This window comes from Allorhodopirellula solitaria (genome assembly GCF_007859855.1).
Taxonomy (GTDB): Bacteria; Planctomycetota; Planctomycetia; order Pirellulales; family Pirellulaceae; genus Rhodopirellula; species Rhodopirellula solitaria.
This window is the reverse complement of sequence record NZ_SJPK01000002.1, coordinates 226,589-241,065: the sequence shown is the minus strand read 5'-3', so window position 1 is coordinate 241,065 and position 14,477 is coordinate 226,589. Positions and strand designations below refer to the sequence as shown.

The 14,477-nt window shown below is 60.1% G+C and carries 9 protein-coding genes; 6 read left to right on the top strand and 3 right to left on the bottom strand.

The genetic code is table 11. The annotated features are described in order from the left end of the window. The first annotated feature begins 36 nt into the window (after positions 1-36). Together CA85_RS04270 and CA85_RS04265 are read left to right on the top strand one after the other, a co-directional pair. On the top strand, positions 37-507 hold the full coding sequence (locus CA85_RS04270; RefSeq protein WP_146390076.1) for an ExbD/TolR family protein: 471 nt from the start codon (positions 37-39) through the stop codon (positions 505-507). After that, the gene (locus tag CA85_RS04265; RefSeq protein WP_146390075.1) at positions 504-968 is read left to right on the top strand and encodes a biopolymer transporter ExbD; all 465 of its coding nucleotides are present in this window, start codon (positions 504-506) and stop codon (positions 966-968) included. The genes CA85_RS04270 and CA85_RS04265 overlap by 4 nt, the downstream gene beginning before the upstream one ends. A gap of 29 nt (positions 969-997) precedes the next feature. Here the strand turns inward: CA85_RS04265 and polX are convergent, their stop codons facing one another. Further along, on the bottom strand, positions 998-2,722 hold the full coding sequence (gene polX / locus CA85_RS04260) for a DNA polymerase/3'-5' exonuclease PolX (RefSeq protein WP_146390074.1): 1,725 nt from the start codon (positions 2,720-2,722) through the stop codon (positions 998-1,000). Positions 2,723-2,831: 109 nt separating this feature from the next. On the opposite strand from polX, the gene CA85_RS04255 reads away from it, so the two are divergent. Beyond that, complete coding sequence (locus CA85_RS04255; protein WP_146390073.1) at positions 2,832-3,779, top strand: hypothetical protein; 948 nt, start codon at positions 2,832-2,834, stop codon at positions 3,777-3,779. A 47-nt stretch (positions 3,780-3,826) separates the two neighbouring features. Here CA85_RS04255 and CA85_RS04250 read toward each other — a convergent pair whose 3' ends face one another. After that, a complete protein-coding gene (locus tag CA85_RS04250; protein ID WP_246112491.1) occupies positions 3,827-6,154 on the bottom strand; it encodes an ADP-ribosylation factor-directed GTPase activating protein isoform b in 2,328 nt (775 codons plus the stop codon). A 545-nt stretch (positions 6,155-6,699) separates the two neighbouring features. Here CA85_RS04250 and CA85_RS04245 point away from each other — a divergent pair. Genes CA85_RS04245 through CA85_RS04235 form a run of 3 tightly spaced genes read left to right on the top strand, consistent with a single transcriptional unit; the run spans position 6,700 to position 11,950 of the window. After that, the gene (locus CA85_RS04245) at positions 6,700-7,827 is read left to right on the top strand and encodes a KpsF/GutQ family sugar-phosphate isomerase (protein ID WP_146390072.1); all 1,128 of its coding nucleotides are present in this window, start codon (positions 6,700-6,702) and stop codon (positions 7,825-7,827) included. Next, positions 7,824-8,387, top strand: a complete 564-nt coding sequence (locus CA85_RS04240; protein WP_146390071.1) for a KdsC family phosphatase — start codon at positions 7,824-7,826, stop codon at positions 8,385-8,387. Before CA85_RS04245 ends, CA85_RS04240 begins: the two co-directional genes overlap by 4 nt. Further along, the gene (locus tag CA85_RS04235; RefSeq protein ID WP_146390070.1) at positions 8,387-11,950 is read left to right on the top strand and encodes a hypothetical protein; all 3,564 of its coding nucleotides are present in this window, start codon (positions 8,387-8,389) and stop codon (positions 11,948-11,950) included. Before CA85_RS04240 ends, CA85_RS04235 begins: the two co-directional genes overlap by 1 nt. Before the next feature lie 8 nt (positions 11,951-11,958). Here the strand turns inward: CA85_RS04235 and CA85_RS04230 are convergent, their stop codons facing one another. Next, a complete protein-coding gene (locus tag CA85_RS04230) occupies positions 11,959-14,424 on the bottom strand; it encodes a sodium-translocating pyrophosphatase (RefSeq protein ID WP_146390069.1) in 2,466 nt (821 codons plus the stop codon). Positions 14,425-14,477: the final 53 nt, after the last annotated feature.

Here is a 14,477-nt window from a genome sequence, read left to right as displayed (position 1 = left end):
GATGATGATCCATCCTGGGAAAGCGGAACCGTCAAGATGAAATCACCACAGTCACATCGATCGGCGACGAGACGCGGCCAAGACCGCATCTCGATGACCCCGATGATTGACATCGTGTTTCTGTTGATCATCTTTTTTCTCGTCTCGAGTCATCTGTCGCGTCAGGAGACCAGGCACCCTGTCACCTTATCGGAGGCCGATGCGGGGGAACTCGATGATGGTGAATCTGCCGCTCTCACGATCACACTCGACCGGGACGGAAAAGTATTTCTCGCCAGTGAGGTGATACCGCGAGAGGATTTTCCTGGCCGCTTCGCAGCCTACCAGGAATCACGAGCGTCCGCCGCAGATCCATCTCAGAGGAAGGTGCGACTGCGTGTCGACCGCACCCTCCCCTATCGTGATGTCGAACCCATCCTCAAAGAACTTGCCCGCCAGAGCGTTGCCGACGTCTCGATCGTCGTTAGCCCCCGTGATACCGCTTCGCCTTCGGCGGTCGTGCCATGAAAGCGCCTCACCGCCGCGCATCCGCCCACGACGAACCCGGCATGACATCCATGATCGATGTGGTGTTCCTGCTATTGGTATTTTTCGTCTGGACAAGCAGCTTTGATAAGCCGGAACGAAACCTCGCCAGCCAGATTGCGATGTCGCAAAGCGAGCTGGAAGAGATCAATTCGCAGGGCCAGGCGACGTCGGATACTCTGCCAGACGAAGACGCACCGCGCAGCGAAGACGTCGTCGTGCGGATAATTGAGGATGAAAGCGGACTGCGCTATCAGGTCGGAGCGGTCGACTTCGCCGCTATCGGTGACGTGCTGCCTCGACTGCAGAAAATCGCGGCGCTGCCGACGAGCACCGTATTGATCGTTGACCCCGATGACGGTGTCTCCTTTGACGATTGCATCGAGGTTTTCGACCATGCTGTCCGGTTTGGGTTTCCACGCGTGCTGTTTGCCGTAGACTGAGCGAAGGCGACCGGTGAAACCGTGTCCGTTCAACGATTGCGTCGTTTCTCAAAACCAGCGAGGTCGAGCGTATTGGCGACATCGCTCGCCGTCAGACCACCCCGCCGAGCTTGCAGGATTCCAAATGGCATCACGCCGAGTCCTTCAATACTGTGGGCGTCGGTATTGATCACGATCGGGATGCCCATCCGCTTGGCAGCGGCAAGGTGGGTGTCATTGAGATCCAGTCTCGCAGGATTGGCGTTGAGCTCTAGAAACGTGCCATGCTGGTCAGCGGCTTGCATGACCGCGTCCAAGTCCACCTGGTAGGCTTCGCGTCGATTGATCAACCGTCCCGTCGGGTGGGCGATGCAATCGATGTGAGGGTTTTCGATCGCACCGAGGATCCGGTCGGTGATTTGGTCCCGTGATTGTTTTTGACCGAAATGCACGCTCGCCAACACCCAATCGGCTTGGCTGAGCACGGTGTCGGGCAAGTCCATCTCACCCGACTCCAAGATGTCACATTCGATCCCACAGAGAATGGACAGACGCCCTTCGTACTCCGGCCGAATCTCTTGGATGATCTTCCATTGTTCGAGTAGTTTCTCGCCGGTGAGTCCCCCTGCCACGTTAACACGTTGGCTGTGATCGGTAATCGCGATGTATTGCAGTCCGCGTTCGATCGCGGCGTCAGCCATCTCACGAATCGTATTTTGACCGTCGGTGGCGGAGGTGTGCATGTGCAGGTCTCCACGGATTTGATCGATCTCAATGAGATCCGGCAATTGATGTTGCTCCGCCCATTCAAACTCATGGCGGTCCTCTCGCAGTTCGGGCGCAAAAACGGGTAACCCAATGGCGGCATATACCTCCTCTTCGGTGGCACCGGCAACCCTGGTATCGTCGTCGAGGCGAAAGACACCGTATTCGTTGATCTTCAATCCCTGTTCTTTGGCGATGCGGCGGACGTGAATATTGTGTGCTTGGCTGCCGGTAAAGTACTGCAGGGCAGCTCCGAACTCCTCGGCGTCGACGAGCCGCAGATCAACTTGAAATGCTTTACCGAGCCGGATAGAGATTTTCGTATCACCGCGTGCGATCGTCGAGACGCGTCCGGGGAAGGCCTCGAAGTGATCCATTGCCGCAGCTCGATCGGTCGCGACGGCGAGCAGATCGAGATCGCCGACCGTCTCACGCCCGCGGCGATAGCTGCCCGCCCACTTCAACTGCGAAATCTCATTGCATCCCTGCATGTGAGCGCTTAGCTCGGTGACAATTTTGTCCGCCGAGGCCCAATAGATTCGCTCCGAGGCGGCTTTGGCGATCGCTAACCCATCGAGGATCATGGCTTCCGTTTTCTTGCCGAACCCTTTCAACGCAGCAACCTCACCTGCATGACAGGCGGCCGCCAGATCGTCGAGCGAGTTCAGCTCCAACGCCTCGTGCAGTTTGCTCGCCTTCTTCGCTCCCAGTCCGGGGATGCGAGCCATGGCGATGACGACTTCAGGGACTGCCTGTTGCAACTCAGCGAGCTGGGGGAGGGAGCCCGTTGCGAGTAGAGTATCGATCTTCTCAGCGAGTGTTTTGCCGATCCCGCTAAGGCTGGCGAGATCCCGATCGGGATCAGCGGCAATCTGTGAGATGGGCTCATCGAGATCCCGGACCGCCCGCGCCCCGTTCTGATAGGCCCGGATACGAAACGGATTCTCACCACGAAACTCGAGCAGTTCAGCGAGCTCCTCAAAAACGGCCGCGATCGCGGAATTGTCCATTCGGTGACATCCTGGTAGGAGAGTGAGACTAGGGCGATAAGAATCGGGTAGACTGATAGATCGATTCTGGGCAAATGCCAAGGATAGGCTTCTCAATGGATTTTAACATATGACAGCAATTCCTCGTCGACGTCGTCAACGACCTGTCAGAGAACAGGTCTCGGAGGCTTCGGGAAAGTATGCTCGTGATTCGGCCACCCCGTCATCCTCCACATTGGCGGAGCGTTCTTCGGCGACCGCGCCGGTATCGTCGCATCCCAGTTCGACGGCACCGTGCCCACGCGATCCCACCGCACTCACTGGGCTCGCGGTTTGGATTCGCCAAAACCAGCCGACACGCGACCGGATTTATACCGAACAGGCCCGGATCCATGCCGAGATGCTGCGTTTGAGCCGGGCGATTGATCGACCCAACTTTCGCCGCGTTGGCCGCGACGACTTGGTGCGACTGATTCATCTGATGGACGAAGCGTTTTTTGAATCCCGGGTGTTGCCAGTCGCCAAAGCCGAGGGGCTCGACTTCAAATTCTCCTCGCGGATGACCAGCGCCGCAGGGAAACTCGTCACACGCTATCCCAACGGCCATAAAAATGCGCCGCGGACGTTTGAGTTGATCTTGTCCTCAACGCTGCTCTTCCAAACCTTTGAAGACGTCAACCGGCCCGTGACGGTGACCGGGCGGAAGTGCCGTGATCGTCTCGAAGCATTGCAACGCGTGGCTGAACATGAAATGACGCATCTGATTGAGATGTTGATTTGGAACTGCGGCAATTGCTCCCAATCTCGATTTCAGGGAATCGCCAACGCGTTCTTCGCACATACCGACTATCAACACGACCTGATTACCCAGCGTGAGCGGGCGGCGGCGAAGTTCAACATTCGCGTCGGCGATGTCGTCTGCTTCGACAGCAACGGCGCCAAGGTCGTCGGGCGGGTCAACCGGATCACGCGCCGGGCGACGGTACTCGTAGCCGACCCCAAGGGTGAGCAGTTCAGTGACGGCGGGAGGTATACACGCTGGTACGTGCCGCTGGAGCAGCTACGCCCGGTCTCGTAGCGTTTCCGTCACACGACCGGACCCCTCTCGCCAGTCAACGTCACCGTTCAACGTCGGCTCGCCCGGCGATGTTGCCCCGTCGCCATCTGGCCGGATGAGTAGGCCGGAAGGGTTCCGTAGGCCCGTTCGTGGAACATGGCCAATGAGCGCAGTGCGTGTGCCCGATAACCAACGCCCGCATCATCGATTTCAACCCGCCGCATCGCGGAAGTGAGAAACCGTACTGCGGAAACAACGGGTCGGTTGACGATTTCTTCATCGGGTAGGTGGGTCAGCAGGAACTCGAGCATGTGTCCCGTCGTCTGAACCTTACGCGATACGTCTCCATTGTCCTGGCGGGATTCAAACCAATCCGTGCTGAAGGACCCGTCACGATTCTGAAGCGTGTAGGTATAGTCGACGAAGTCATCGAGAAACTGCTCGGCCCGTTTCCATTGACCTTCGATGGGCTGGCCTTCCAGGCGCCGCTTACGAAGGGCATGAGCAAAGCCCATCAAACGGTGCGTTCCCCCACATGCTGCTCCCACGATGGGTTCGTCCAGCTCGGCCGCGATCAGGCGTTCAAAGTCCCATGTTTCGCCGTGGGCGCCGGTCCAGGTGGCATTGGTTTCGAGGTAGTGCGAGAGTCCGATCAAGGAGAACGTGAGCTCCTTTCCTTCTTCGCAGGCTGCCGCTTCAATCTTCACCAAGTCCTCAATCGTGAACTTGCGGTTGTCGGCGTAGAGCGGATAGCTCGCTGGAACCTCGGCGAGGGACAGGACGGCCAACCATTGGGCTTGGTGCCCCTGCAGTCCCGTTCCTTCTCGGATTTTCAGCCGCCCTCCCTCGGTGGTCATCAAGCGGTTTCCACGGCAGACATTGTTCCCCGCCATCCAGGCGATCGCACTGTAATTTCGCCGCCGTGCGATGATGCGGGTGTCGGTTCCGTAGACCATGATGGCGTGCATCATCCCCCAGTTGCTTCGCGAATCCGCTTTCTCGGTTCGCCCATAGAAACTGCGGAGCGTTTGCTCGATCGGCTGCTGCAGACGCGTGATGTCCGGACTGAGTTCGGCGGCCGCGCCGATACCGTCGTGCGATTTCACACGGCCGGTGGCATCCAGTGGCACCGCGTCTTCGCTGGCGAGACCTTCATCTGAAACCGACGGCAGCTCGGACGATTCCTTTTTCGATTCAAACTTGTCGTCCTGCGTCGCGGGTTGCCCTGTCGCGTCCTGGGCGGGCGGAAACGCGTCGACGGGGTCGACGACCAGTGGCTGGATATCGATGGCGGATAGACGTGAGTCATCCCGAACGAGACTTGGCTGCTCGGCGGTCGTCGCGTCGTCCCTGTCTGAATTACTGGCATCGAGACCAGCTTCAGCTTCAGCATCGGCTTCGGCATCGAGATCCGTCTGAGCAGCGATTTCTGTCGCGGCATCGGTGTCGGTGTCGGCAGCGGTGTCTGGCGTGACCTCGGCTACCCCGACCGCATCCCCTTCATTGTTCCCGTCGTGCGGATTGATCGCGTTCCGCTTGCCGCTCTCTGCATCGGCATCCACATCGGCGTGGTCGGGCAACTCGTCGATCGGCGGCAACTTCGCCAATTTCCTGCGAGCGGCCGGCAGATCTTCGAGCGATGGCATCCCCACGACGGGAGACAGTTTCGGGAGACCACTGCCGACGGTGGCGCTGCTAGACGAGCCACCATCCTGATCCGAGGAACTCTCCGCCTCACTTTTGACTGAACCGCTCTGGGCGTCACCCGCATCGACGTCGGCGGTACTGTTTTGTGGTGCCGAAAGGATAGGTGGCAAATCGCGAAGTGGTTGAGTTTGCCGTGCTTGACCACGCGGCTGCCAAGCGTCCTGTGATCGGTCTCCTGTCACGGGATCCGTATGATCCGGCTCGCTCGTATCGGACTGGCTCGTATCGAGTTGGCTCGTTTCGGATTGGCTGGTTTGGGGGGATTGTGTTTCAGGGACCGCCCACTCCCCGGACGTTGGCTCGCCGCCCTGATACGGTTCGTCAACGTCGATCCAGGCGGGAACGCCGCGCCGGTTCGAAACGGGGACCGCATCAGGTTTGCCAGACCCGCCGGCCGGCAGGTCGCGGGTCACCACTTGCCTGGGCGGCAACTCGCGGAGCGTCGACTCAGCCTGCTGAGATTTCGCTGGAAGGTTTTTCGGCGGGAGCAGCTCGATCGAGGAGCCGACCGAATCGTCGTACCCGCCTGGCTGCAGTCCTAGCACGGAGTGGACTGTGGGCGTCGGCTGGGACGACGGGACTTTCACAGGCGCACGCAAACTCAGATCGTCGAGTTGGGTGGCTTCCATCTCGTCAGCGGCGCACGGCAACGTGCTGCCCATCAGCATGGGTGAGGCACACCCCATCATCAACCACAACGCCAACGTCCGGCGGCGCCTTCTTCGGCGACCCGGGCTATAAACGGCTGTTTCACGCGATGGGTACTTTGCTAGCACAACTACTTCTCCGAGGACAACTGGTTCTACCGTACCTATCGGGTGGCGGCGCCCATAAGTTCAACCCAATATGTTGGGCAAACGGGCAACTTCCGGCACCGCTGACAAGGCCTACTGATTTTCATTGAGAAGGTCTCTTTCTCGCCCCCTGGCATATACAGGCTTTCGCTTGGCAGGGGCGAGTTGTTAGCGGTTCTGGTTTGGAAGAAGCCGCCGAGCAAAACGCTTTCCCTATTTCAAGGACCGTCCCACAGCCGATAGAGGATGCTATCCATTTGCCAACGCAACCGACGATCGACGCAAAGATTTTCAAGAGCACATTCAGGCCGTGAAACTCATCGGTGCGGGGGGTGATCTGACAGGTCTGGGTTCATCTTGCGACCAGTCGATCCGTTGGAGTAGCTTTGCCCTGGTACTCTTCGCGGTCTCCGCGAAGCCAATTCGCACGTTCCGCATGGATGCTTGCCGTGTCGCCCCAACCAACCCCCTCGCGTGGAAGCGGTCCTGCCGCCGCCCCGGTCACACCTTCGCCCGCCGCCTGTTCGCTCTCGCAGTTGGAACAGGTACGCATGATCCGCGACACGATGATGTCCGAGTCCCGGGCCATCGGCGACGCGGTCACATACGCCTCTTCCGCTGCCGCCGAGGCGGCCCAGCAGGTAGCCACGTGCCAGGGATCGGTTGTCTTGACGGGTGTTGGCAAGGCCGGATGGATCGCTCAGAAAGTTGTTGCCACCCTCGCCAGCACGGGATCGCCATCGCATTTCCTGCATCCCAGTGAGGCGATTCACGGCGATTTAGGTCGTGTCCAAGAGACCGATTGGGTGATCGCATTCTCGAATTCAGGTCGCAGTGAGGAAGTGGTGCGGGCCTGCCAATATCTCCAAACTCAGGCCGCCGGGCTGATCGCGATCACCGCGGACGAAACCAATCCGCTGGCCGAACTCGCTGATCTCGTCGTCCCGATGGGCCGACACCGCGAGGCATGCCAGCATGGATTGGCACCGAGCACGACGACCGCCGTGATGCTGGCCGTCGGCGATGCGATCGCTCTGCTGGCCTCGCGTCTGCGTGGTTTCAGCCCCTCGGATTTTGCAAAGTACCATCCCGGCGGCGCCCTCGGCCGCAAGCTCTGCAGTGTGGATGATGTGATGCGGGGGATGCATGAGTGCCGGGTATCCTCCGATGAACTGCCCGTTCGCGAAGCCATCGCTGGGAAATCCCCTGAGCGTCGTAGCGGCGCGGTCCTGCTGATTGACAGCACCCAACGCCTGAGCGGCATCTTCACCGATAGTGATTTGGTCAAACTGCTGCAGCGGCGTCAGGAAAACAGCCTCGATTGCCCCGTCCGAGACGTCATGACACGAACGCCCGTGGTGATTCAAAGCGGCACACCGCTCGCCGAAGCTGTCGCGATTCTGTCCGAGCGACATATCAGCGAACTGCCCGTCGTCAGCAAGGATGGGCAGCCGGTGGGAATGATCGATATCACCGACCTGATCGCCGCTGGAGACCTGAGCACGAGCGATCACGGATCGGCGATCCTCCCCATGAACGCGAACCAAGACGAGAAACCAGCATCGTGACCTCACCGCTCACCCCATCCCAACGGCTGCACAGCGACGCGGAGTTCGCTGCTGGTATCACCTGCATTCTCTCGGACGTCGATGGCGTGATGACCGATGGACGGATCACGTATCTCACCGCTGAAGATGCTCCGTGCCGAGAACTGAAGTCGTTTCACGTCCGCGATGGACTCGGAATCAAACTTTGGATGCGAAGCGAATTTCATTTCGGCATCATCACAGCCCGCTCAAGTGAGTTGGTTGCCCACCGGGCTGCGGAACTTGGCATCGCTCATGTGTGTCAAGGCGCCAGCGACAAATGGGTTGCTGCCCAGTCGATGATGGATGCGATGGGGGTTCGTCCGGAACAGGTTTGTTACATCGGCGACGATCTGCCAGATATCAAGGTGATGCGGCGAGTCGGATTGGCAGCCGCCCCCGATGACGCTGCCACCGACGCTCGTGAGTCGGCCCATTGGACGCTGCGTGCTCGCGGCGGAGAGGGCGCGCTACGAGAATTGATTGAGCGTCTGCTACGTGGCGGGGATCGATGGCGAGAACACTTGGCGAAAGAGGAGTGATGGCGAGCCCTTTTCGCGATTATCTCATCGGACTCACCGTGATCGTTGTCGCTGCCTGCGGCTATCAGTTCACGGCGGCGAAGTGGCTCGAGCCGCCCGAGGTCGAGCATGCGCCGATCGCAAAGCGGCCGTTGACCGATACCGACCAATCCCTCGCTGACCTCTATCCCGCCGATGCCTGGCAGCGGGGCCGGGCGATTCGTTTGAAGACCCAAGACGGCATGCTGCTGTTTCAGAACTGGGAACAGAACAAAGACGAACGCGATGGGGGCAAAAAGTGGCGTCTCTGGCCGATCACGATGGTCATCGGCCGGGGATTGTCCGCCGATGCGTCGAGCGAACCGATCCTGATCGAAGCGGCCGAGGGAGCCGTCATCGAGTTCAGCGCCGCACTCGATGTGATGAGCGGCGTGGCACCGACGATCCAGCGAGGCCAACTACTCGGTGACGTCCATATCCAGCGAGTTCAGGCCAACCCAGCACTGGCAGCAAACGGGGCCGCTGACGCCGATCCGGCCGCTGAAATGCCCAACGCAACTTCGGGTCAGGGACGCGGTGGATTGTCGGCATACCAACTCAGCCTTGCGGCGAACTCCTCGGGCGATGACCAAACACTCGACATTCGTACCGCGAACGTCGGTATCGATCGTCGAAAAATATGGACGACCGAAGCGATTGAGATGCAGGTGGGCCGCGCCGTCATGGTCGGCCGCGACCTGACATTGCACCTCGCCGCCTCGACGGGCAGCCCAACGTCGAAGTCGAACCTCGCCCGCTCGCTCGACCGCATGGAGCTGATCTATCTGCGAGAACTCACCCTCCCGCTCGGCAAGGGAGGCGATCCTCAGTCGCCCGACGATACCGAGGATCGCGGCGTCGTGGAGGTTCACTGCGATGGACGTATTGAATACGACTTTGCCATGGACCAGCTCTTGCTCGATCGCAACGTCCGCTTGATCCATCAATCGCCCCGCACCACGCCAACGCACTCCGTCTACCGCCAGGCCGAGCGAAGCAATAGCTCATCGACACCGATCCCAACTGGCACGCCCGACCTGGATCAATTTCACTGCAACTCGCTTCGCTTGACATTGCGAGATCCGCTCAACTCGAGTCGCGAGCGGGCCACCGCACTGGATTGGATCGATCGCATCGAGGCCACCGGCGACCCCCTCCGTTTGTCGATGACTTCGCAACAATTTGACCTGACCGCCGGTGAGATCTTGTTCGATCCCTTGAAGGGTTGGTTGGTCGCCCGCGCTCGATCGGGTCCTGCACCAACGACTGGCCAACGAGATGAACCGTCGACTGTGGGCGAGGCGGAGTCGATGGTGAAGATTCGCCGTGGCGACCTGCATGCAACGCTGTCGCAGATCGTTTATCGATTCGACCCCAAACTGCCTCAGCAACTCGGGTCGGTCGAGGTGCAAGGCGGCGGGCAGGTGGACTATGTCGCTCTCGATTCGGTGTTCCAATCATTCGCCTGGCGGGACAGTCTGCGGGTGGCACCGCTCGATGTGGCCACCACGGATAACCTGCATGTGCGTTTCGGCGTGTGGTGCGATGGCGCCATCCGCAGCCTCTTGGCCGATGGGGGCTCTTTCGAAACCGATCGGATCGAAGGCGTCATCAAGCCGATTGAGCCGTCCGCGACACCCGCCACGAACGGCACGCCAGCCCAACAGGGGAGCCTCGATCAACGCTGGTTCCCGGACCGTTTCGCTGCGATCGGGAATGTGCGTGTTCGCTCTCGCTCCCTGCACGCCAACACGCCACAGATGAACCTGTTCTTCGAACAAAGCCTCGAGTCGCCCCAACCCAAGGACGACGTCGCCGAAGGTTCCTCGATTCGGAAATGGGTCTCTCAGCCAGAGTCTGCGCCGAGCACGCCGCCGGGACACGGAGGGCAAGTTGCACAGTCCAAGCAGAAGTCTGCCGTCAATCAACCTCCGGCGACCATCCGAGGTGATCAGGTTACCGCCAAGCTCACCTTCGGTGACGGTGAGCTGACCGCTACCGACCTGAGTGTCGTGGGGAATGTGGAAGTCACTCATTCTCTGCAACTGCATGAAAAACGGGCTGCCAGCGTGGCCGCGAATCCAGCCACGACCGCCAAGACGATGACAGCGGTAATGACAGGAGATCAACTGCGGCTACGCGATAGCGGTGGCAGCGGTGACGTTTTGCAATTGGGCAGCCAGTCGCAGGTGCCCGCTCGACTCGAGCTCGGCGATGGCTATTTCGTGGGCCCTGAAATCCAAGTTCGTCCCGACGACAACTATATCTGGATCCCTTCGGCGGGTGAATTCGTCGTTCCCACGGCATTCCTACCCGCCCTGGGTAATGACGCGCTGGGTAACGGATTAGCCGGAGGCACCACGGGCGCGGCTCGCGGCATGAATGATCCCGGCAAACAGACGCGTTGGACGCAGAGTCCTCGGGGTCGTTTCGGAGGATCGATGACATTCGACGGACGTGTCGCCACGCTCGGTGGAGGCGTGCTGCTACAAGCCGCGATCGCTCAGGGACAAGAACCGAGCGAGTTGACCATGCAAGGCGACGAATTGACGTTCACACTGGAAACCCCGGTTGATCTGCGGTCGCCAGGCACCTTCAAAGCCACCCGTCTTTCACAGGTATCGCTGCGGCAGACATCGGATCAACCTGTTGAACTTCATGTCAATCGATTCGCGGCCGATGGCGTTCGTGAATCTCGGCACGAAATGGTCGTCTCCCAATTGAGCTGGATTCCCGGCCAAGCTCCAACGGGTGGATCAGCTCATCCTTCGGACGCTTCGCCGCTTCAAGGACAAGTCATTGCGCCGGGGGCTGGATCGTACCGCGGATGGTTCCGGACTCCTCCCAAACCGCCTCGCAGCGCGGACGTCGCGACCGTCAGCGGTGGAGCTTCCCGCGCAGCTGTTCATACCGAGGGGATGATCGAGGCGGAGTACGCGGGCATGCGTTCTGCCAGTCTCACACCACCGGGCCCAATGCCCGAACCCACAATCACCGGTGTGCACTTGGTGTATCAGGATGGCATGCGTGGTGACCTGATTGCACGGTCGCTGACCTTCGATCGTGGCGTGCGAATCGGACGCAAGATTGTTCCGGATTTCGACAGTCGCTTTCATGCCTCGAACATGGATTTGCTCGACGAAGACGAATTGACTCTCGATTGTGATCAACTTCGCTTGGCGGTCGATCCAACCGTGGCGGTTCGGCAATCACGCTTTGCAGAGACCGCGCGAAGTTCCCAGTCGAAAATGGCGATCGAGGTGCAAGCATCCGGTGGAATCGTCTTTCGCACGCGGACCGAGAAGGGATTGTCCGAGGCGACCGCGGACCAGTGTGGATACGCGATCGCCAAAGACCTCGTGACCATCGTTGGCGTCCCTGGACGCCCCGCCCGATTCCGGCAAACGGATCTCAACGGTAAACCAGTTGCCAATGCGGCCATTCGCAGTCTGACACTGCGGCTTGACCCGTTGACGGTCGTGTCCTCTCAGCTCGAGAGCATGAGCACCGGGTTGCGGCCGTCGGACCTGCCTAGCAAACGCTAGTCGAACGGCTAGAAGATCTCGTAGGCTACCAGCGAGTATCTGACGATCAGTCCCGCGACGACCACACTGACCATGCTCATCAGCTTGATCAGAATGTTCAAACTCGGACCACTGGTGTCTTTGAACGGGTCGCCGACAGTGTCACCCACCACTGCGGCTTTGTGAGCGGGGCTGCCTTTACCGCCATGGTGTCCCGCCTCGACGTATTTCTTCGCGTTGTCCCACATCCCGCCACTGTTGGCCATGAACACGGCGAGACAGAAGCCGCTGGTCAAACACCCCGTCAGCAACCCGAGCACGCCGCCCACGCCAAGCAACAGCCCGACCGCGATCGGCAGCAGCAATCCCAACAGGCTCGGGAGGATCATTTCATGCTGGGCCGATTTGGTACTGATCTCAATCGGACGCTGGTAATCGGGGGTGACCGACCCGTCGAGAATACCGGGGTTCTCAGTGAACTGCCGACGAACCTCCAGAACCATCCCCTCGGCGGCGCGGCCGACCGAACGCATGGTCATCGCACAAAACACAAACGAACTCATCGCCCCCAAGAAAATTCCAACGAGCACACGCGGATTCATCAAAGTGGTATCGAAGTAATGCAGAAAGTCCTGCAGAGTAGCATGCGCGATATCGACTCGCTGGCCGGCGACCGAAGAGGCCAGCACGCCATCAGCAATCGGCTCGAGGGCGTCGAGCTGTCGCCACGTCGCTGCCTGCTCTGCCGTCTGCTCGGTTGTCTGTGGCCGACTCGGTAGGATCAAATAGGTCTGCGTCCCCTCGGGGGTCTTCTCCACCAGCAAATTCTCGTTGATCTTGTAACTTCCCTCGCCCGTGACCTGGGACGCGACATCCCGCCCCCAGCGATCGAAACCATCACGGACACCCTCGACGTAGGCCGCTAGCAACGCCAATGCCGTCAAAGCGGCCGAGCCGATCGCGAACCCTTTTCCGGTTGCCGCAGTGGTATTGCCGAGGCTGTCCAGTGCATCGGTGCGTTGACGGACGACGGGGTCGAGCCCTGCCATCTCGGCGTTTCCCCCGGCATTGTCGGCGATGGGACCGTAGGCGTCCGTCGCCAAGGTGATCCCGAGCGTGCTGAGCATGCCGACCGCGGCAATCCCCACACCATACAAACCCAATGAAAAACGGGTGACGTCGTTGAAGTGGCCACCATTGGCAAATCCGAATGCCAACAACATGGCCGATGAGATGATCACGATCGGCAGCCAAACGCTCATCATCCCATCGGCGACGCCGCCGATGATGATCGTAGCCGGACCGGTTTCCGCCTGAGCGGCAAGGTGCTGCGTCGTCGCGTACTCGTCGCTCGTCACCCGCTGCGTCCACCATCCGATCAGCCATCCCGCCATCAATCCCACGATCACACTAACGGCAATCCCGGGAACGACGCCCAAGAGCAGCGTGCCGGGCACCCGCGGCATCAACCACATCGCGACTCCCACCGACCCGATCATGACCCACAGGCACGAGCGATTGATACCGCGAGCCAACGCCTTCAGCAACGACTTCTGCGACAGCGATTCGTCTGTCTTGACCGCGTAGATGCCCGCGATCGAGCAGGCAATGCCGATTGCAGCAATGGCCATCGGCAGCAGCATCGCCTGCAACTGGGCCGCCTCCGCGTCACCGCCTTCGCCCAACACACCCTGTTGGCTCATGGCAGCCACACCGAGGGCCGATGCAGCGAGGATCGAGCCGGTGTAGGACTCGTACAGATCCGCGCCCATGCCGGCAACGTCACCCACATTGTCGCCCACGTTGTCAGCAATCGTTGCCGGGTTGCGCGGTGAATCTTCGGCGAGACTCTGCTCCACTTTTCCGACGAGATCCGCACCGACATCGGCGGCTTTGGTGAAGATCCCGCCGCCCACCCGGGCAAACAATGCCTGGGCACTCGCCCCCATTCCAAAGGTCAGCATCGTGATCGAAATTTGACGCAGGCTCAGCCGCGCCTCCTCACCACCAATCAGCGGCACAAAGTAATACAGGATGGCGAACCACACACAGAGATACAGAAGCCCCATGCCGACCACGGTCAGCCCCATGACGGCGCCACTGCGAAAGGCGATCTGCAGCCCTGAGTCGAGTGAGTCCTTGGCCGCCGCTGCGGTGCGACTACTCGCCTGAGTCGCTGTCTTCATTCCGAACCAGCCGCACAGACCACTGAAAAGCCCGCCGGTCAGAAATGCGATCGGTGTGAACACCGACAGCACGTTGAGCCACAGCGCCGCTACGCTCAACAAAACCGTCACGACCAAGAACACGACCGTGACGACCTTGTTCTGCTGGTGAAGATAGGCGGCGGCACCCTCCCGAACGCTCTGGGCGATCGCCCGCATCGGCTCGGTCCCCTCATCGGCCAACATCATCTGATGATGAAACCGCCACGCCCACACCAATGCCAAGATCGAAGCGGACGTCGCGATTAACCAAACTAAAATCACGTCCATGACGCTCTCTCTCAGAAAAAATGATTGTGACGGGTCATGGCCCCGCCTGAGTC

Bases quoted from the DNA above. Each gene is read 5' to 3' on its own strand.
- CA85_RS04270 (WP_146390076.1), top strand. From the start codon at position 37: ATGAAATCACCACAGTCACATCGATCGGCGACGAGACGCGGCCAAGAC.
- CA85_RS04265 (WP_146390075.1), top strand. From the start codon at position 504: ATGAAAGCGCCTCACCGCCGCGCATCCGCCCACGACGAACCCGGCATG.
- polX (WP_146390074.1), bottom strand. From the start codon at position 2,722: ATGGACAATTCCGCGATCGCGGCCGTTTTTGAGGAGCTCGCTGAACTG.
- CA85_RS04255 (WP_146390073.1), top strand. From the start codon at position 2,832: ATGACAGCAATTCCTCGTCGACGTCGTCAACGACCTGTCAGAGAACAG.
- CA85_RS04250 (WP_246112491.1), bottom strand. From the start codon at position 6,154: ATGATGGGGTGTGCCTCACCCATGCTGATGGGCAGCACGTTGCCGTGC.
- CA85_RS04245 (WP_146390072.1), top strand. From the start codon at position 6,700: ATGCTTGCCGTGTCGCCCCAACCAACCCCCTCGCGTGGAAGCGGTCCT.
- CA85_RS04235 (WP_146390070.1), top strand. From the start codon at position 8,387: ATGGCGAGCCCTTTTCGCGATTATCTCATCGGACTCACCGTGATCGTT.
- CA85_RS04230 (WP_146390069.1), bottom strand. From the start codon at position 14,424: ATGGACGTGATTTTAGTTTGGTTAATCGCGACGTCCGCTTCGATCTTG.